This window comes from Clostridioides sp. ZZV15-6598, assembly GCF_020657705.1.
GTDB lineage: Bacteria > Bacillota > Clostridia > Peptostreptococcales > Peptostreptococcaceae > Clostridioides > Clostridioides difficile_F.
The window spans coordinates 22,196-42,755 of record NZ_JAGWCS010000027.1 but is presented as its reverse complement, the minus strand read 5'-3'; the positions used below and the strand labels follow the sequence as shown (position 1 = coordinate 42,755).

Below are 20,560 nucleotides of genomic sequence, written 5' to 3'. Positions count from 1 at the left end.
GGTTTTAATGCTTTACTATTATTAATGTTCCATTAGTCATATCGTGAACCATTCCACCTACACACTTTGACATGAGCATCGCCTTATTTTGCAAGTCTTTTTCATCATTTGCATAAAATATTGGACAACCTCCACCATTTTTCATATTTTTATCTAGCGTAACTATTGCTAGGGTATATTCATTTAGACCTATATCCATCCCCATTTTATGCACTTCCTTTCTTTCCTATTTTATAGTTTTTCAGTGATAAGTTTTTACCTTTAGAACTTGAAAGTATTGGACATGATTTTACAGCTTCCATTACTTTTTCAACATTTCTATCTACTGGTAAATAAGCAATCATTATACTTTCATCATCTTTATTTCGTCTAGGTAATGGTACAAATGCAGGTTCTCCATAATCTCCATATAAACCTAATCTCGAATATATATTGTATACTATCGCTTGTCTTTGACCCGAATCAAATAATATTCCTGCATTAGCATAATCTCTATCTTTAGGAATTATTTGTATTCCTACACCTCTATTAATATATACTTCTCTATCACTTTTTAGACCTATATTTGTTATTCCTTTTAAATCTCCTACCTTTAGTATAGATTCATTTACGAAACTAATATCAGCAGGCATTACATCAGCTATATCTCCAATACTTTTTCTAGTAAGAAGTTTCTTAAGTATAAAAGCTAATAATAATCCACAAATTGAACTTATTATCAAACTCATGCCTTCACTTATTTTAGTTTCTTCAATAATTACATAATATAATCCTATTGTTAAAAAAGATGTGACTATGCACATATAATTTCTTACTTCATAAGTTCTAGCTATCTCTTCTATAAATGCAGCTCCTCTTTTTACAAGCTGAACTTCTTCTAAGTTTTGTAATGTATTCCTTCTATTTGCTCTTACTTGTCTAAACTGTTCTGCTGCCAAAGATAAAAATGTTATCGATGTATAAGAACGATTTATAAGAGCTGGAACTAGTAATGCTCCTAATGCTGAAGCAACAAAAGCTAATATAAGCTGAGATAGTAAAACATTTGGTTGTGTAGGGTACTGTTTTTGGTCTAAGTTTAACATTATAACTCTTGATGTTATGCCAATAATAACTGCAACAAAAAATACTCTATCCATTAAATCACTCCTAAAATATCTAATATAAAATGCTCACATATAAATCTATAAAGTCTTTCTAGAAAAATCACTCTGTTTTCCTTTTGATGTCTCTATGATAGGAGTGCTCTTTACTACATCTATCATTACATCTATATCCTTGATTATTGGTATATATGGTACAACCACAGTGCTTTTTGCTAAGTTAGTTTTAGATATCGCTACAATATCAACCTCATCTACATCCTTATCTATACCCATATGAATAAATAGATTATGTATTATAGCTTGCCTTTGCCCTATATCATTTACTATTCCAAATGCACCCAAATCTCTTGGTATAATCTCTATAGCTAGACATTCATTTTTATATTTTTCTCTTGTATTCTCTAAACCTATATTAGTTATTATTACACCATTTACTTTTAAAATAGGCCCTTCAAAACTCACTTCAGCAGGAACTATATCTGCTATGTCTGCTATACTATTTCGTCTTAGAAATCTTCTAAAAATCAAACCAACTAAAGCTCCTGCTATAACAGCTAGTATTGTACAATAAATAAAACCAGGGTCATATCGTTTTGAGACAGTAATATAAACTATAGAAGATACTAGTGCAGAAAAAAGACTTATATAACTTCTAGATTCATACGTAGATGCTATTTCTTCAACATAAGCATCTCCTTTTGGTACTAATTCTTCATTGTCGATATTTTTTAATGTTATTCTTTCTTGCTCTGCAAGACCTTGAAATTGTTGTATTGCTACTGCAAAAAATGTTAATGCTGCAAACTCCTTATCTATAAGTGCAGGTAATGCTATAGCACCCAATGAAGCTGAAAGTCCTGATATTATTATCTGTTCTAAATAATCTTGTGGTCTCGATGGGTATTGTTTGTCTGTAACTCTTAAAACTAATCCTCTACACAATATCCCTATAATTACTGCAACTATAAAAGAGTGTCTAAATAAATTTGCACCTAATAAGCTTTCTTCCATTTTCTCAGCTCCTTCTCTTATATAGTTTGTGCAAAAAACAAAAAAAATTTCCTTCTATTTAAGGAAATTTTTTTGTAGTATTGTAACAATAAATTCACTACCAATACCAAGTTCACTTTTTACTTTTATACATCCATTTAATGATTTGACTATATGCTTCGTTATAGCCAATCCTAAACCCGTTCCGCCTACATCTCTACTTCTTGCTTTATCTACTCTATAGAAGCGTTCAAAGATACGTTCTACATCTTCTTTTGGTATTCCAACGCCATTATCTATAACCTTGATTATTATTTTTTCTTCATCTTTTAAAACTACAACTTGTACAATACCATTATCTTGAGTGTATTTTATAGCATTATCAACTAAATTTAAAAATACTTGTTTTATATAATCTCTATTAGATAGTATGTTTATTGATTTATCATCACATTTATATAAAACTTCTATATTTTTTTCACTAGCTGAACGTTGAGTTATTTCATATACCTCTCTAAATACATCATATATTACAACATCTTCCATTAGAAGAGTGTCTTTATTTTCTACAAATGATAATAATAATATATCATCAATCAATCTTTTTAATCTGTCTGATTCACTTTCTATTATTTCCAAAAACCTATTTCTAGTATTTACATCTATATTCTCATTGGATTTTAACGTTTCAACAAAGCCACTTATAGATGTAAGTGGTGTTTTAAGTTCATGACTTACATTAGCAACAAAATCACTTCTCATATTTTCAAGCTTCACCTTTTTAGTAATATCTTCTATGTTTACTATTGAGCCAATTATTACATTATTGGTATTTTGAAGATAAACTGGGTCCACTTTTATTTTGTATACTATATCATCTTTAGTAGTAATCTTTGCAGTTTCATTTTCTTTAGAACCTATGAATTGAAGTATCTGCTTTAATATTTCTTCTTCTTTTATTACAGCATTGATATTATGACCTTCAACTAGTTTGTTTGGTTCGCTCTTTATCATTTCTTTAGCTTCATCATTTATCAATAATATGTTTCCATTTACATCTATAGCTAAAATTCCATGAGATATACTCTTTAATATAGACCTTAATTGTAAATGTTTATATTGTACTTCTTCTAATGTATCATCCATATTTTTTATCATATGATTAAAATTTCTGGCTAATTCTCCTAGTTCTCCTTTAGCTGATATATTCAGCCTAGCATGAAATTCCTTGTTACTTACTTTTTTTGAAACGTATATAAACTCTTTTAAATATTTTCTTAGTGTTATTGTATATCTTACAGACAATATTACAATGGCTATAGACAACATAACAATAAAAAAATATATGTTATTTAATTCTTCCACAAGATAACACTCCTAAAATATAACTTTTTCTAATCTATTTTGTATCCTACACCTCTTATAGTTTCTATATATTTTTCTGACTTATCTTCATCTTCTATTTTTTTTCTTAAATACCTTATATGGACATCTACTGTTCTAGTCTCTCCATAGTATTCATAGCCCCATATTTTATCTAAAAGATAGTTTCTTGAAAGTACTTTACCTTTATTCTGAATTAATAATTTTAACAGTTCAAACTCTTTAAGTGTTAACTCTATCTTTTCAGAACCTTTAGTAACTTCATGTTTTGATAAATCTAGTTTTAAATTACCTGTGGTAAGTATATTATTTTCTTCGCCTGTACTAGTTAAGTTATATCTTCTTAAAACAGAGCTAACTCTAGCTAACAATTCTTTTATACTAAATGGCTTGGTTATATAATCATCAGCACCTACTTCAAGCCCTTCAACCTTGTCATTTTCCATATTTTTAGCAGTAAGCATTATAACAGGAATATTTTTCAAGTCTTTGTCACTTCTTATTTTTCTCAATACTTCTATTCCACTTATATTCGGTAGCATCCAATCTAAAAGTATTAAATCTGGTTTAACTTCCTTAGCTTTTATAAATCCATCAAATCCGTCATATGAATAACTAACTTCGTAGTTTGACACCTCCAAATTGAATTTTAATAGCTCAACTATATGCATTTCATCGTCTATAACAAGCACTTTAGTATTCATTAAAAAGCTCCTCTCTATTTTATCTGTAGTACCGTTCCTATTCGTTCTGATGCCTTATTATGTTTTCTATAAGAGTGGAATTCATCTGCTCTACAACTAGTGCATAGATTTAAGTTTATTATATTTTCTTTTTTGACTCCACTACATCTCAGCATATACTCATTAATTTTCCATAAATCTAAATAGTAACTTCCCTCTTTTATTATATAGAACTTTTCATCATTATTTGTAAGAATTGTGTTAAATTTTTCTACCAAATCCTCAGAAACTTCATAACAACAAGGTCCAATTGATGGTCCAATTATACATATCAAATCTTCAGGAACTGTTTTATAAGTCTCAGACATCAATTTTATTGTTTTGTGACCTATATTACTAAAAGTACCTTTCCAGCCCGCATGTGCTAGTCCTATGGCTTTATTTTTGGCATCTATAATTGATATAGGTACGCAGTCTGCTGTAAACAATAAAAGTGGTACTTTCTCTAAGTTTGTTATAAGTGCATCTCCTTCTATTCTTTGTCCTATATTCTCTCTCTTAACTATGTTAACTATGTCTGAATGTGTTTGAGAATTACTAGTTAAATTTTCAAACATTAAATCGCATTCCTTACAAACTTTTAACATGTCTTCTTTACTTTTTGCATCTATATTTTTGCAAGTTATAACTAGATTTATAGAATTTAATTTTTCATCAATTTCTTTACAATTGCCACTTAAGTTAACATACTCTTTAATATCTTCTACACTTTTTAGATTTATATAATCTTTCATCATTTGTCTCCTTTTTCTATTAGTATACTTTTAAGTTCATTTACAAAAGTATTTATATCTTTAAATTGTCTATACACAGAAGCAAATCTTACATAGGCGACTTCATCTAAATCTTTCAATTTATCCATTACCATTTCACCAATTTTTTTAGTTTCAATTTCTTCTATAAAACATTTATTTATTTCATTTTCAATATGTACAACTATACTTTCAATATCCTCAACAGATACAGGTCTTTTTTCACATGCCTTTAATAATCCGTATTTTATTTTTTCTCTATCAAAATACTCTCTACTATTATCTTTTTTAATAACCATTAAAGGAGTAGTTTCTATTTTTTCATAAGTAGTAAATCTCTTTTTACATAATTCACATTCACGTCTTCTTCTAATAGATTTTAAATCTGTATGTCTAGAATCTATTACCTTTGACTCTTTATAATTGCAATAAGGACATTGCATCTGTATTCCTCCTTTGTTTAGCTATATATCAAATTCATCTAAGCTTAATTCTGAACCTATATTTACTATTATTGTATCACAACCTATTTTAAGTATATCATTCCAAAATATAACTTCTTCATCCCCTCCTCTTGAAAAAAAACTTCTACTTCCATCTCCAAAAATGGTAAATGAGACTACTTTTCCCTCGTGGATATCCATATCTATGTCGATTATGAAACCCATCCTTTTTCCATTTTTTACATTTATAATTTCTTTTTCCATTATATCAGAAACTCTAATCATATTATACTCACCCTTTCTTTAAAAATAAATATGTAATTGGATAAAAAAAAATGACCTATATAGGTCATTTAAATTTAAAATTATGTTTACATTCCATGGATTACTTATACATACTTTCTCATATTTTTTAAAGCATTTTTTTCAATTCTTGATACTTGTGCTTGAGATATACCGATTTCATCAGCAACTTCTATCTGAGTTCTTCCTTTGTAAAATCTTAAATCTAATACCAACTTTTCTCTACTATTTAATTTTTTAATAGCTTCCTTAAGTGATATTTCTTGCAACCAGTTTTCATCAGTATCTTTTTTGTCTTGAACTTGATCCATTACAAATATCGCATCTCCATTATCTTGATATACTGGGTCAAATAAAGATATCGGGTCTTGTATAGCATCAAGTGCCATTACAACTGATTCTACTTCTAATTCTAATTCTTTTGCTATTTCTGATACTGTTGGTTCTTTTGAATTTGTTCTAATTAGTCTTTCTCTGACTTGTAGTGCCTTATATGCTATATCTTTTAATGATCTACTTACTCTGATTGGATTATTGTCTCTTAAGTATCTTCTAATTTCTCCTATAATCATAGGAACAGCATAAGTTGAAAATCTGACATTTTGACTTAAATCAAAGTTATCTATAGCTTTTATAAGACCAATACAACCTATTTGAAATAAATCGTCTATATTTTCTCCTCTGTTGTTAAATTTTTTTATTACACTCAAGACTAACCTTAAATTTCCTCTTACAAATTGTTGTCTGGCTTCTTCATCACCACTTTTTATTTGTAATAAAAGTTCCTTCATTTGCTTATTTTTAAGAACTGGAAGTTCAGATGTATTAACACCACATATTTCAACCTTATTAACTTGCATACATTTCAGTCCTCTCTCAAAAAGTATTCATCTATTGAAATTATTTACATTTCCAATTTTTTTATACTTTTTAAGAAGAATTAATTTAGCATTATACAAATTTTTTCATTTCTTTTTGTAACCTTGAAATTATTTTCTTTTCAAGTCTAGATATGTAGGATTGAGATATTCCAAGCATTCCAGCAACTTCTTTTTGTGTTTTTTCAATACCTTTATCTATAAGTCCAAACCTTAATTCCATAATTTGCTTTTCTCTGTCACTTAATCTGTCAAGTGCCATAACTAATAAATCTCTATCTATTTCTTCTTCGATTATTTTATATATTTCATCATTTTCTGTACCTAAAACATCTGATAATAAAAGTTCGTTTCCATCTAAGTCTATATTTAAAGGTTCATCAAAAGATACCTCTGTTTTCTTTTTATTATTTTTTCTTAGATACATTAGTATTTCATTTTCTATACATCTTGAAGCATAAGTTGCTAATTTTATGTTTTTATTTAATTTAAAAGTATTGACTGCCTTTATCAAACCTATAGTTCCTATAGAAATTAAATCCTCTACATCTATACCTGTATTTTCAAATTTTCTTGATATGTAGACTACTAATCTCAAATTTCTTTCTATTAAAATTGATTTTACAGTTTCATCAGTTTCTAGTTTTTGCAAAAGTTCCATTTCTTCTTCTGGTTTTAGTGGAGGAGGAAGAATATTGGCTCCTCCCATATAGTATATTCCTTTTGGCTTTATTATTTTTAATTTAATACCTAACATCGTAATAAAGCTTATGATTCTTTCCTTTAATCGTAACATCCTTTGTCCCCCTTAAATTTTTAGCTAGAATCCAGGCAATATATTTGGATTCATTATTGCCCCATATTCTCTATCATTGAAATTTGAAATACCAAGTATTATATTTCCTATCTTTTGCTCATCTACCTCTACATAATCAGCTTTTAGACCAATTATTATGCTTGTCTTATTACTTCCAGCATGCTTATAAGGTATTATTCTAACTCTCCCTGAAGTTTTGTCATCTAAACTACATATAATTTCCTGAGCTTTTTTCATATCTATATCTTCATAGTTAATATTTAATAGATTTTCTGGAATCAATCCTTCTAATACACTTGATTTAACTATTATTACATCGCTTTGGCTTATTGGGTCTTTTAATAAATTTCCACTATCCACTAAGGCCTTACAGCAAAAGCTTTTTTCTAATAAATTTATATTTATAGTCTTCGTAAGCTCCTTGATGTATTTAAGCATCTTCAAGTCTTTGTAAATGTACTTTAATAGTTCACAACTCACATAAGTACATGCAATTAAAAAAGATATTTTTAAATGGCTTATTCCTGTAAAATAAATTACAAAATAAGTACTTCCAGAAATAAAAATATTTACTAAATAAAAAACTAATGCTACATGAGCATAATCTTTCTTGCTTTTAGTCCTAAATGAAATTAAAGTTATAATACTCATGATTATTATTTTAAATGGCACTGTAAATAGTATATTCATTGACGGGTATAAATAAGCAACAGAGTAGGCTCCTCCTAAACTAGCCCCCAGCAACTTATTTTTTCTAGGATTATATTTTTTAGTAAGAATAGAAGTACAACTTATAATAATATAATTTATTACTAGGTTTTCTATAACATAGTACTCAATATACACCATGTATCCCCCCTTAAAACCTTTAAACATATTATAAGATAGTATGTACAAAATTTTATGTCACTTTTGACAGTCGAATCCAAAACAAATTCTATTTAAAAATAACAATGATATATGTCTTATACTTTATGTCGTCAAAAGATATTTTTTTAGTATCAAACAAATAGACTTTTTTTGTAGAATTCAATATATCTAGGTAGAAGTTATTCAATTCTACATTTGGAATATTTCCATAAAAAAAGACTATGCGACTTAATAATATATCAAGTAAATCTTTTACTTGTATAAAATTAAGTTGCATAGTCTGTAAATTCAAATATAAACTTAAACTATTGTGCTAATAATTCGTTTGCATATTTTGCAGATTCATTTAGCGCTTGTTCTGGAGTTTTGTCTCCAGCTATCATCATTTGAAGTTGCTTCCATAAGTGTTCATATATTTCTACTCCATGAGGCCCAACTGTTAATGGTCTGTACATATTTTTATCTTTTGTTACCATTTCTTCAAATCTTGGGTCTCCTTGATATTTTTCACCTTTAGCAACTGGTGCTCTTGGTATCTCTTTATGGAAAGCTTCCATTGAATCTTTACTTAACATATATTCAAGAAGTTTAAAACCAAGTTCTTTGTTTTTACATGCTGACATTAAAGTTAAATCATCTACTGAAGCAAAACTACCAACTGTTTTATCCTCTAATGAAGTTACATATCCCCAGTTTAAGTCTGGGAATGATTTATCAAAAGTACTTGTAGCAGCAGAAGACAGCATTATAGTAAATGCAGCTTTTCCTGGTCCAAATACACTTTCAACCATTTCATTACTGTCTTTTGATAAAGCGTTATCTGGTATATATTTTTTCATATCATTTATAAAGTTTGCAGCTTTCAATCCTTCTTCATTATTAAATTTAACTGATTTTAAATCATCATTATATATATCTCCACCAGCTTGCCATAGATATGGATACCAGTTCCAGTTTAAACTACCAAACACTTTAGAACCCCATCCTTGTGCAAGACCCCATTGGTCGATTTTTCCATCTCCATCAGTATCTTTTGTTGCTTTTTCACATATTCTTTTAAAATCTTCCCATGTTTTAGGAGGTTTTTCTCCCAATTTTTCTAATATATCTTTATTATAGTATAATACACCTGGATTAGCAGCTTCTATAGGTAAACCGTAAATTCCACCCATCATTTTTGCATTATCTAAGTATAAATAATTATCTGAAGTTCCTGATTTTTCTAAATAAGGAGTTAAATCTTCAACTGCTCCCATTTCTATAAATTGAGGAAACATTTCTGCATACATATATCCTATATCTGGCCCCTCACCTGCACTGATTGCAGTAGCATATTTTTCTGCATAATTATCCCATGGTACTATTTGGAATTCAATTTCACAGTTATTTTCCTTTTCAAATTTCTCAAGTATTGGTTTCCATGCATCTGCATCATGATCTGTTAATGGTGCAGACCATACAACTAATTTTTCTTTGCCATCTTTTCCTTTAGATTCTCCTTTTTTTGTACATCCAGCAAGAAGTGATGTTGACAAAACAGCAACCATGGCTAAAGAAAGAATTTTTTTTAGCTTAATCATACTTAATCCCCTTTCAGACTTTAATTTCTCTTTTTCCTCAAATTTTTACAATTCAATTCAGATTTAATATTATCAAATAAAAATGTCATTGTCTAATTATAAAAAACTATAATCATTTATATTATTATCATTTTTTTCTATACTTAATAAAAAAAACTTTACTTTTTTATAATTTTTTGATATTAGAATATATTTTAAGAAATAGTAGATTAAAGTACAAAAAAATAAAAAGAAGTCTATTGACTTCTTTATAAATTTACATATTATCTTCTTCTTCTTAGGAATGTAGGTATTTCCATGCTCTCATCATCGTCTTCTTCTATTATACTCGCCTTTTTAGGAGCTTCTATCTTTTCTTCAACGACAATTTCTTCTTCTTCTATTTCTTTTACAACTTGTTTTACGGTTGTATTCAGAGAAGACCTTATACTTGATTTAGGCTTAGTATCCAAATCTAAAATCCCACTTTGTAAACCTTCAAATCCTGTTGCGATTACTGTGATCATTATTTCATCGCCTAAATCTTCTTTTATAGAAGCACCAAATATAACATTTGCTTCTGGGTCGCAGGATTCCATAACTAAAGTAGATGCTTCATTAACTTCAAATAATCCTAAGTTAGGACCACCTGTAACATTAAGAAGTACTCCTTTTGCTCCTTGTATTGATGTTTCTAAAAGTGGAGATTGGATAGCTTGTCTAGCAGCATCTATAGCTCTAGTTTCTCCACTAGCACTACCTATACCCATATGAGCAAGACCTTTATCCTTCATTATAGTAGTAACGTCTGCAAAGTCTAAGTTTATTAATCCTTCAACTGCTATAAGGTCAGAAATTGATTGTATACCTTGTTTTAACACATCATCTGCAACTGCAAAAGCATCCAACATCGAAGTATTCTTTTGTACTATTTGTAAAAGTCTATCATTTGGTATTGTTATAAGAGTATCTACCTTTGACTTAAGCTCAGCTATTCCACCTTCAGCATTTTTCATTCTTATTTTACCTTCAAATGCAAAAGGTTTTGTAACTACGCCAACTGTAAGTATACCCATTTCCTTCGCTAAGCCTGCAACTACTGGGGCAGCTCCTGTACCAGTACCACCACCCATTCCAGCTGTAACAAATACCATATCAGCTCCTTGAAGTAGTTTTACTATTTCATCTTTACTTTCTTCTGCAGCTCTTTTTCCTACTTCTGGATTAGCTCCTGCACCAAGTCCTCTAGTTAATTTCTCTCCTATTTGAACTTTATATTCAGCCTTTGATGTATATAAAGCTTGTTTATCTGTATTTACTGATATAAATTCAACGCCTTTAAGTTGAGCTTCTACCATTCTATTGACAGCATTGTTTCCACCGCCACCTACACCTATTACTTTAATTTGTGCACATTCTTCTAATTCTACGTCAAAGTTTAGCATCATAAACCCCCTTATCTCATGATTCAAAGTTATCGTATGTATTAATTATATCATTTTCTTCTTTTATTTTGTTAACCTTTAAGTAACATATTCCACAAAAACGTAAATTTTCCTTTTTAATTTTCTTACTTATATTGTCAAATATTACTCTTTAAGTATAAAATATTTTATGTATATATCAAAAGCTCTTTAATTTTTATGTTTTTTATTCATTATATTGGCAATGATATAACGTCTAATTATAGATAAATTATTAAATAGTCTCATACCAAAAACTAATACCGCCACATAGTAAAGTGAAACTCCTAACTTTTCTCCTATATAAGTCAATAATATAGCCAAGATAGCATTCCCTATAAAACCAGTAACAAAAATTACATTATCATAATTATCTTCAAAATTGGATTTTATTGCTCCAAATATAGAATCCATTATTGCAAGAATAGCTACTGACATATATATCGAATAATCCATAGAATATGTAAATGGAATATAGTAACCCACTACTACACCAAATGCCAATCCTCCTAACACCCATATCATAAATCCTCACCTCTTTATTTTACTTTGAAACACAACTATATTACAATCCTTTTTATTAATTTTTTTTATTTTTTCTTTATTTTTTTGTATTTTTCGTTTTATTTTGCAAATAAATTCACTTTATTTCCATTATTTTCCTCTACTTTTATATTAATTCCATATATATCCTTTAGAGATTTAGCATATGATTCTGGAGAATTTATAGCTGCACTCAATAAATCTATATCTCCTATAGCTTTTATTATAAATGGTTGTCCATATGTAGTATCGTTTACTGTAATAGTTGCTCCTGAACATTTTATCTTACTTGTTGACAATACTCTTTCTCCATTTATAGATATTGCTTTTGCTCCTGCTTTTTTCAAGTCATTTAAAACTCTTAGAATGTCAATATCATGTATAATCAGGTCGTTTGGATTTTGTCCATCTTCTAATTCTCTTTCACTATCCTTCATAGTAATAGTTATTCCTGGACCTGTGACAGTTGAATAGCCACTTAACTCTTTAACTTCTTCAAGTTCTTTTTCCATTAATGTTTGAATCGATTCATTTCCATTATTTTTTGCTTGCTTATATTCATCTAATGTCTTTTTGTTACTTTTAAGAGCTTCTTTTAGATTTTTTATTTCCTTATTTGTATTTTCTATCTCACTTTCAATATTTTTAGTCTGGCTCAATGTTATGTACACTTTATTGGGGTTCAGTGATTTTATATAAGTTGATATGAAAATGCCTAATATGAATGCTCCTAATATAATCATTTTCTTTTTCATACTATTATTTCCTCTCTACTTTATCTGTATCACCATGTCCATTTATTTTTACATTATCTTCTTTAGTCACTTTTACCTTTGCATTATAATACGTTTCTATTTCCCAGACAATACCGTACTTTATATTGAGTGCAGAAGCTAATGTATCAGAATCACCAATTGCCTTTATTGTAATTGGCTCCTTTATAACAGTGTCATTCATATAAAGTTTATCTTCTTTCAAATACATATATGTATTTGAAACTACTCTTTGATTATTTATAGATACGGCGCTTGCTTGTGCTGAATTTAATTTATTTATCATTGACAGTAATAAATCATAATTATATAGTATACTGTCATTTTTATCAAAGCTTCCTACAGTTTTTGTAGAATTTATTTCAACTTCAATACCTTTTCCTTCTACATCTGTATACCCAGCTAAGGTTTCATATTTTTCTATTTCTGATTTAAGTAAATCTTTCTCTCCTTTTTCACTTTTACCTCTATAAGTCTCTATATCTTTTTTTACACTATTAATTTCTGATTGCAGGTTTTCTTTTTCTTTTTTTAGAGATTTAAGCTCTTCTGTAAGTTGCTCTCCTCTCTTAAAAGTCGTCATTCCTCTATTTTCTATATTAATAATTTTTAGTTGTAAACTAATGAGAACTCCCAATACAATACTTCCTATGATTATACTCTTATTTATAAACCTTTTTTTCAAAATATCACTTCCTTACAATTGTCTATCCTTCTGGACTATATACAGCTAGCTTTCCATAATTTAGATTTATAGTCCCACCATTGGTATTTTTATTTTGCAGGTCAATCAAAATTTTATTTACCCTAGATATATTATAATCTAAGTTATCATCATTAGAAAGTAAGATTTTTATATTGCTTCTCGTAAGCATATCTATATTCCCTTCTTTTTTAAAGTTTACATAATTTATTTTTCTATAAATACCTTCTTCTTTTAAATGATTTAAAGTCTTAAATACATTCTCTTTAGTTTTATAATTTTTAAATTTTATTGATTTTGTATCATCAATACTATAATCTACTTCCACTATCAAATCATTTTTACTTTCATTAGTACCTTTTAGTTCCTCTAGTAAGTTCCCTTTTTTATCTATATAACAATAGTTATCTTCGTCCTTTAATGCTGCAAAGATTTCTTTTTCTTTCAAGCCTATAGTTATCTTATTTGGAAGTTTCCTTTTTATTTCTACACTTTCTATATATGGATTGTCTATAAGCTTACTTTTCATTTCTTTAAAATTGTATGCAAATATATTTTCATGTAAACTTACATTTAACTCTTTCATTATATTTGACTTGGTGACTCTTTTATTTCCAATAACATCGATCCTCTTTACATCAAATAAATCACTCCCTACAATAATACATATCCCAAAAGATAGCATAAGTATAAAAACTAAAACTATCATAACATTATTCGTATTTAGCTTCTTTCTCCTCTTCAAATACAATCAACCCCTTTGGTTAATAAATACACCTTTCGAGTTTATATTCCCTACAAAAAAAAAATAATATTTAAAGTCAAATTTTCTCATTTTCTTTCAAAACAACCTAATAAAACATTAAAAAAGGGAATTAAATTGATATTTCATCAAAATAAATATAAAATACTATATGTATTTTTTATAACTTAAAACTTATACACACAAATAAACCCCTAATTTAGAATAATTTAGAAAATCTAATATATTATAAATTAGGGGTAAATATTTATTTATCTTTTCTTTATTCCTATTACTTTAGCCTGACCTTCTATACTTGGAGCTGCTTCTTTCTTTACTTCCTCAACAACTTTTTCTTTTTTTGGTTTTTTAGCTGTTGATTTTTGTGTTGAGTTGTATACCTTTATTATCTCATCATATATAAGGTCTATCGCCTCAGGTCTACCTATATTTTTACTTGCATTTGCCATGTCAACTAGAAGCTCTCTATCTCCTAAAAGTTTAAATACGGCTGTATTTAGGCTTTCTGGAGTTAAGTTTTTTTCTAAAATTGCAATCCCTGCACCTTGCTTCTCTATACTCTTAGCATTGTACTCTTGATGATTTTCAGCAGTATATGCCTTAGGTATTATTATGGAAGGTTTGCCAAGAGCTGTTATTTCAGCCAATGAAATTGCTCCTGCACTACCTATAACTAAGTCACTTGCTGCAAGTGCATTTGCCATATCTTCTAAATAAGGTACTACTTTTTGGTATGGTTTAAGATTTATATTGCTGATACTTTCCATAAATTCTTCATAATAGCTTTTTCCTGTTGCAAATATAAAAGCTATATCTTCATTTACCATATTCTTTATGACAAGTCTCATTGCATCATTTATTTTTCTTGAACCTCCACTACCACCATAGCAAAGCACCATTTTTTTCTCTTCACTTACTCCTAAATTTTTTCTTGCAATATTTTTTCTTGATAACAAAATTTCTTTTCTAACTGGATTTCCTGTAAAAACTAATTTTTCTTCAGCTGCATCAGGAAATCTTTTATGTGAATCTTCAAAACTTGTAAGTACCTTTGTAACTGTTTTAGATAAAATCTTATTAGTTACTCCAGGAAAAGAATTTTGCTCATGTATTATAGCTGGTATTTTTCCCATAGACGCATTAAATAAAACAGGTCCACTAACATATCCACCAGTTCCTATGACTACATCTGGTTTGAATTTTTTAACAATTTTTCTTGATTGCTCCAAACCTTTAAAAAGCTTAAAAACTCTTTTTACATTATCAAAGTCTATTTTTCTCTTAAATCCTTGTACTGTTACAGTTTTTAATTCAAATCCATACTTAGGAACTATTTCTGATTCTATCCCTTTTTCCGTCCCAACAAACATTATCTCGGCGTCTGGATGTTCATCTCTTATTTTGTTAGCAATAGCTATAGCTGGATATACGTGTCCTCCAGTTCCACCGCCCGATAATAAAACTTTCATCAAATCATCATCTCCTGTTAATTAATTTTGACATGCTTTGAGATGTTCAACACTATACCTACAGCCCCCATAAAGATGGTGAGTGAGGTACCTCCATAACTTATAAATGGTAGTGCTACACCTGTAGCTGGCATTGATGATGTTGCAACTGCTATATTTAAAGCTGCTTGTATTCCAATTTGTGCCCCTATACCTATGACAACCATACAAGCAAATACATTAGAAGTCTTCAATGCTATTCTTACACATCTGTAGACTAAGGCTACAAATAGCATTATAACTATTATACAACCAATTAATCCTAACTCTTCTCCTATTATAGCAAATATAAAGTCATTTTGTGGCTCTGGTATATAAAAATACTTTTGCTTACTCTTTCCTAAGCCTAAACCAAACAGTCCTCCTGAACCTAGTGCATATAAACCTTGTATTACCTGATACCCCTTACCAAGTGGGTCTTGAAATGGGTCTAAAAAAGATGTAACACGACTAAGTCTATACGGTTCAGCAATTACTAATGCAGCAAATAAAGCAGCCCCACTTCCTATCATAGCAAATACAATTTTCATATCCATCCCAGCAACAAATATCATTACAAATGTAACTAGAATTACAGTACCTGCTGTTGACAAATTTGGTTGAAGTATTATCAACGCAAAAAATATTCCTGGAACTACGAGAAGTGGTACAACACCTTTTGTCAAAGATTTTATTTTATCATAATTTTTCTCAATCAATTTTGCAGTTAATATTATTGTAGCAAACTTTGCAATTTCTGCAGGCTGAAATGTTAAAGCACCTATCCCTAACCATCTTTTTGCTCCGTTTGCTTCTATTCCCAAAGGAGTTAAGACCAATAATAATAATACTACTGCTATAGCTCCAATTGCTGTAGCATTTTTCTTCCAAAAATTATAGTCTATTCTAGATGTAATAATCATAACTATAAATCCCAGTATAGCATATATTACATTTTTCTTTAGAAAATAGTATGCATCATTGTGTTTAAATGAAGATTGTATAAAACTTGCACTAAACACCATAACTATTCCTACAAATACTAAAAGCATAGTAGTATAAAATACTACTCCATCAAATTCAGTCTTCATCCTTATGTCAATTTGTTTTTTCAAATTTTCTTTAGGCATCCAACTAATCTACCTCCATTCTTCCATCTAAGTAAGTTTAGAGGTAAGAGATTATTTTAAATTGTTTACATTATCTTTGAAGTCTTTTCCTCTTACTTCAAAACTTTCATACATATCCCAACTTGCACAAGCTGGTGAAAGAAGCACTATATCTCCATTTTTTGAAATCTCATGAGAAGTCCTAACTGCTTCCTCCATATCTTTTACTATATGTATGTCATTAAATCCTTTATTTTTAGCACAACTTTCTATCTTTGGTGCAGTTTCTCCTAATAAGATTAATGATTTAACATATGACTTTGCAATTTCAAGAAGTTCATCAAAGTTACTTCCCTTATCCATTCCTCCTGCTATAAGCACTATCGGTCTATTATAAGACTGTACAGCTTTTATAGTAGAATCTGGATTAGTTCCCTTTGAATCATTTACATATATTACATTATCTAGGTTTCTTACAAACTCTTGTCTGTGTTCAACACCTTTAAATGTCATCAATACATCTTTTATTACTTCTAAATCTACTTTACAAACATATGCGATTGCTATTGCTGCCATACAATTTTCTAGGTTGTGGCCTCCAGGCAAACTTACATCATCTTTATTTAGAAACTTAATCTTATCCTCTATATCTATTATTATGTCATTATTTTCTAAATATACTCCTCCATTTACTCTATGAGTTCTTGAAAAGTAAATTACTTTGGCATTACATTCATCAGCTAGGCCTCTCACTATTTCATCATCATAATTTAATACACAAAAATCTTCGGAATTTTGATTCATAAATATTTTTGATTTAGCTTCTATGTACTTTTCCATAGTATGATGTCTATTTAAATGATCTTCTGTAATGTTTAATATTGCACTTACTTTAGGTCTAAATTCATCCACGCTTTCAAGTTGGAAACTACTCAGTTCAGTTACAAGTATAGATTCTTCATTTGAAGTTTCTATAGTATCTATTACAGGATTTCCTATATTACCAACTACATATGTATCTTTTTTGGCACTTGAAAAAATTTCTCCTACTAAGCTAGTTGTAGTTGTTTTACCATTTGTACCTGTAATCCCTATAAAAGTTGGATTATTTGACAATTTAAAAGCTAATTCTACCTCACCAATTATATACTTGCCTGAATTTTTTAGCTTCAAAATAAATGGCAGGTCTAATGGTACCCCTGGAGATACTACAACCATATCTACATCGTCTACATCCTCTGGATGGCATCCTAATATGTATTCTATGTCATTTATAGATTTTAATTCATCAAGTATATTTTTTAATTTATTCTTATCTTTAATATCATTTACAATTATACTTGCTCCTAATTTATCTAAATGTTTAATTGTAGATATACCAGTTTTCGCAAGCCCTATTAATAAAACCTTTTTTCCACTTAAGTCCATTTTTCATTCCCCCTAGGCCTAAAATACTGCTATTATACTTATCCAAGCTAAAACAACTGTAATAATCCAAAAAACAAATACAACTCTTGTTTCTGGCCAACCACATTGTTCAAAATGATGGTGTATTGGAGCCATCTTAAAGAATCTCTTTCTAGTTGCTTTAAAATATCCAATTTGGATTAAAACTGATAGAGCTTCTGCAAAATAAATTCCTCCAATTATAGGTATTATAAGCACTGAATTAGTTAAAACTGAAAATGCTACAACCGCACCACCTAATGCCATTGAACCTGTATCGCCCATAAACACTCTAGCTGGATATGAATTAAATCCTAAAAAGCCTAGACAAGCTCCAACAGTTGCTGCTGCTAAAACTGCAACTTCTGTATTTCCTGCAACTGAACTTGCAAACAACATAAAAAATACAGAGACAACTAAAGTCACTCCCGATGCTAGACCATCTAGACCATCAGTTAAATTTACAGCATTTACTATCGCTACTATTATAAACATCATTATTGGTATATATAGTATTCCAACATTTATTACAAAATCTGTAAATGGTATCATAAGTTGCGAAGCACTTGATGACGACGTATACTGATAAAAAGCAACATAAAAAGATAATGCAACTTGAAGGATTATTTTTTGATATGCTTTTAGTCCAAGTGACCTTTTTAGCTTTATTTTTATAAAGTCATCTAAAAAACCAATAAAACCAAAACCAGCAATACATATAAGACCTACTGCCATGTCATGACTAACTTTTACTCTTGTAAGTCCAGTTATTAGAATTGCAACAATCATTATAATTCCACCCATAGTAGGTGTTCCATTCTTAGCTAGATGTGTTTGAGGTCCATCATCTCTAACTGTCTGACCAAATTTAAATTTCCTAAGCATTGGTATAAATATTGGTCCTATTATAATTACTATCAAAAACGCAATCAATGCGGTGTACGTAAGCTCTGTTATTCCTAACATCATAAAACTCCTCTCCCTTGTCAATTAACTCATTAGTTTAAGCTTATTTATTTAGATATTCAACTATTTTTTCTAATTTCATGCCTCTTGAGCCTTTCACTAAAATAGTGTCTCCTGTTTTTATTAATTCATCTAATTGATTAAATACATCGTCTTTATTTTTAAAGTGATATATATTGGATGAATCGAATCCTAATCGTTTTGCTTCGTCTCCAATAAACACTGAATTTTCACCTATAGTTATTATAATATCAGTATTATTCATAGATGATTTTCCAACTAATCTATGACCATACTCTGAAATTTCACCCATCTCAAGCATATCTCCAAGTATTGCTACTTTTCTACTTTTATATCTTCCAAGTATTTTTAATGCTGCTTCCATAGAATCTGGACTGGCATTATAGGAGTCATTAATTATTGTTAATCTTTCATTTTTTATTATGTCTAATCTCATTTTTGTCCCTTTGAAGTTTTTTAAACCTGTTTTTATATAATCCAAAGAAATATTTAAACTCATGCCAACTAATATAGCCGACATAGCATTATATATATTATGTTCTCCTATTGTTGGTATAAATATTTCCTCTTTTTTTCCATTTATGACACATGTAAATGTCAAACTATCTTCTTCCATAGTATAATCTTCACAATAAATGTCATTATTTTTATTAAATCCAAATGTTTTTAACTTATATATGTGCTCTTTTTCTTTTAATGTAGATAAAAATTTATCATCGCCATTTACAATCAAAGTATTTGTATCATCAAAATTTGAAGCAATCTCCAGCTTTGCCTTTAAAATTCCTTCTTGTGAACCTAGGTTTTCTATGTGTGATAATCCTATATTTGATATGACTGCAATTTTAGGATTTACTATGTCCACCAAATACTTTATTTCATTAAATCCAGACATTCCCATTTCTATTACAGCACACTCATGTTTTTTATTTAAATTAAACAAAGTCAAAGGAACCCCAAAATGATTATTTAGGTTCTTTTCATTTTTCAAGATGTTTAATTTTGCAGAAATAGCTGCATATATCATATCTCTAGTAGTTGTTTTCCCTACACTACCTGTAACACCTATAAATGGAATATCAAATTTTTCTTTATAATATCTGGAAATATTTCCTAGAGCCAAAGTTGTATCTTTTACCTCTATTAAATTTATATCCGAACTTTCTAATTTTATTCCATTACTTTCATTTTTTATAAAAGTTTTGCATCCACTATCATATGCAGACTTTATAAATGTATGCCCATCTAAATTTTCTCCAACTATGGCTACAAATGCATTTTGTGCATTTGCTTCCCTGCTATCTATAACTATATCACTTACACAGTCATTATAATCTCCATATATTAACTTTCCATTAGTTGCAAGTACTAACTCCTTTATTGTTAAGCACTCCATTCTCAAACTCCTCCTTATAAAACATTAGCTATATTATCTTAGCAAC

The 20,560-nt window shown here is 29.1% G+C and carries 22 protein-coding genes; all 22 read right to left on the bottom strand.

Annotated elements, in window-relative coordinates; translation table 11 throughout:
• Positions 1-4: 4 nt before the first annotated feature.
• The 22 genes from KGF50_RS07655 to KGF50_RS07550 all read right to left on the bottom strand — a co-directional run bounded on the left by KGF50_RS07655 (position 5) and on the right by KGF50_RS07550 (position 20,514).
• Positions 5-205 (bottom strand): capping complex subunit for YIEGIA, encoded by a 201-nt coding sequence (locus tag KGF50_RS07655; protein ID WP_021385530.1) that lies wholly within the window; start codon positions 203-205, stop codon positions 5-7.
• 1 nt (position 206) lies between these two features.
• A complete protein-coding gene (locus tag KGF50_RS07650) occupies positions 207-1,139 on the bottom strand; it encodes a YIEGIA family protein (protein ID WP_227847510.1) in 933 nt (310 codons plus the stop codon).
• 45 nt (positions 1,140-1,184) lie between these two features.
• A complete protein-coding gene (locus KGF50_RS07645; RefSeq protein ID WP_227847509.1) occupies positions 1,185-2,117 on the bottom strand; it encodes a YIEGIA family protein in 933 nt (310 codons plus the stop codon).
• Positions 2,118-2,171: 54 nt separating this feature from the next.
• A complete protein-coding gene (locus KGF50_RS07640) occupies positions 2,172-3,461 on the bottom strand; it encodes a HAMP domain-containing sensor histidine kinase (RefSeq protein WP_227847508.1) in 1,290 nt (429 codons plus the stop codon).
• Positions 3,462-3,490: 29 nt separating this feature from the next.
• Positions 3,491-4,183, bottom strand: a complete 693-nt coding sequence (locus KGF50_RS07635) for a winged helix-turn-helix domain-containing protein (protein ID WP_227432425.1) — start codon at positions 4,181-4,183, stop codon at positions 3,491-3,493.
• 14 nt (positions 4,184-4,197) lie between these two features.
• Positions 4,198-4,959: a peptidoglycan editing factor PgeF gene (gene pgeF, locus KGF50_RS07630; RefSeq protein WP_413926805.1), complete on the bottom strand. Its 762-nt coding sequence runs from the start codon at positions 4,957-4,959 to the stop codon at positions 4,198-4,200.
• Entirely contained in the window at positions 4,956-5,417 is a 462-nt protein-coding gene (gene nrdR / locus KGF50_RS07625) for a transcriptional regulator NrdR (protein WP_227847506.1), read from the bottom strand. Before nrdR ends, pgeF begins: the two co-directional genes overlap by 4 nt.
• 21 nt (positions 5,418-5,438) lie before the next feature.
• Positions 5,439-5,702, bottom strand: a complete 264-nt coding sequence (locus KGF50_RS07620) for a YlmC/YmxH family sporulation protein (RefSeq protein ID WP_227432422.1) — start codon at positions 5,700-5,702, stop codon at positions 5,439-5,441.
• A 104-nt stretch (positions 5,703-5,806) separates the two neighbouring features.
• The gene (sigG, locus tag KGF50_RS07615; protein ID WP_169468424.1) at positions 5,807-6,580 is read right to left on the bottom strand and encodes an RNA polymerase sporulation sigma factor SigG; all 774 of its coding nucleotides are present in this window, start codon (positions 6,578-6,580) and stop codon (positions 5,807-5,809) included.
• A gap of 91 nt (positions 6,581-6,671) precedes the next feature.
• Positions 6,672-7,394, bottom strand: coding sequence for an RNA polymerase sporulation sigma factor SigE (sigE, locus tag KGF50_RS07610; protein WP_227829169.1), 723 nt, complete (start codon positions 7,392-7,394; stop codon positions 6,672-6,674).
• Positions 7,395-7,418: 24 nt separating this feature from the next.
• Positions 7,419-8,264 (bottom strand): sigma-E processing peptidase SpoIIGA, encoded by an 846-nt coding sequence (locus KGF50_RS07605; protein WP_227847505.1) that lies wholly within the window; start codon positions 8,262-8,264, stop codon positions 7,419-7,421.
• A 326-nt stretch (positions 8,265-8,590) separates the two neighbouring features.
• Positions 8,591-9,865, bottom strand: coding sequence for an ABC transporter substrate-binding protein (locus KGF50_RS07600; RefSeq protein WP_227847504.1), 1,275 nt, complete (start codon positions 9,863-9,865; stop codon positions 8,591-8,593).
• Positions 9,866-10,128: 263 nt separating this feature from the next.
• Positions 10,129-11,289 carry a cell division protein FtsZ gene (gene ftsZ, locus KGF50_RS07595; RefSeq protein WP_227847503.1) on the bottom strand — a complete coding sequence of 387 codons (1,161 nt, stop codon included), beginning with the start codon at positions 11,287-11,289 and terminating at the stop codon, positions 10,129-10,131.
• Positions 11,290-11,478: 189 nt separating this feature from the next.
• Positions 11,479-11,832 (bottom strand): small basic family protein, encoded by a 354-nt coding sequence (locus KGF50_RS07590; protein WP_227847502.1) that lies wholly within the window; start codon positions 11,830-11,832, stop codon positions 11,479-11,481.
• Between the two features lie 98 nt (positions 11,833-11,930).
• Positions 11,931-12,605 carry a DUF881 domain-containing protein gene (locus KGF50_RS07585; protein ID WP_227847501.1) on the bottom strand — a complete coding sequence of 225 codons (675 nt, stop codon included), beginning with the start codon at positions 12,603-12,605 and terminating at the stop codon, positions 11,931-11,933.
• A 4-nt stretch (positions 12,606-12,609) separates the two neighbouring features.
• Positions 12,610-13,308 (bottom strand): DUF881 domain-containing protein, encoded by a 699-nt coding sequence (locus KGF50_RS07580; protein WP_227847500.1) that lies wholly within the window; start codon positions 13,306-13,308, stop codon positions 12,610-12,612.
• A 22-nt stretch (positions 13,309-13,330) separates the two neighbouring features.
• Positions 13,331-14,071 (bottom strand): FtsQ-type POTRA domain-containing protein, encoded by a 741-nt coding sequence (locus KGF50_RS07575; RefSeq protein ID WP_227847499.1) that lies wholly within the window; start codon positions 14,069-14,071, stop codon positions 13,331-13,333.
• Between the two features lie 269 nt (positions 14,072-14,340).
• Positions 14,341-15,558 carry an undecaprenyldiphospho-muramoylpentapeptide beta-N-acetylglucosaminyltransferase gene (gene murG / locus KGF50_RS07570; protein ID WP_227847498.1) on the bottom strand — a complete coding sequence of 406 codons (1,218 nt, stop codon included), beginning with the start codon at positions 15,556-15,558 and terminating at the stop codon, positions 14,341-14,343.
• A 17-nt stretch (positions 15,559-15,575) separates the two neighbouring features.
• Positions 15,576-16,706 (bottom strand): stage V sporulation protein E, encoded by a 1,131-nt coding sequence (spoVE, locus tag KGF50_RS07565; RefSeq protein WP_227432412.1) that lies wholly within the window; start codon positions 16,704-16,706, stop codon positions 15,576-15,578.
• Between the two features lie 51 nt (positions 16,707-16,757).
• The gene (gene murD / locus KGF50_RS07560) at positions 16,758-18,113 is read right to left on the bottom strand and encodes a UDP-N-acetylmuramoyl-L-alanine--D-glutamate ligase (RefSeq protein WP_227847497.1); all 1,356 of its coding nucleotides are present in this window, start codon (positions 18,111-18,113) and stop codon (positions 16,758-16,760) included.
• 18 nt (positions 18,114-18,131) lie between these two features.
• Entirely contained in the window at positions 18,132-19,100 is a 969-nt protein-coding gene (mraY, locus tag KGF50_RS07555; RefSeq protein ID WP_227847496.1) for a phospho-N-acetylmuramoyl-pentapeptide-transferase, read from the bottom strand.
• 40 nt (positions 19,101-19,140) lie between these two features.
• Positions 19,141-20,514, bottom strand: a complete 1,374-nt coding sequence (locus KGF50_RS07550; protein WP_227847495.1) for a UDP-N-acetylmuramoyl-tripeptide--D-alanyl-D-alanine ligase — start codon at positions 20,512-20,514, stop codon at positions 19,141-19,143.
• Positions 20,515-20,560 lie beyond the last annotated feature (46 nt).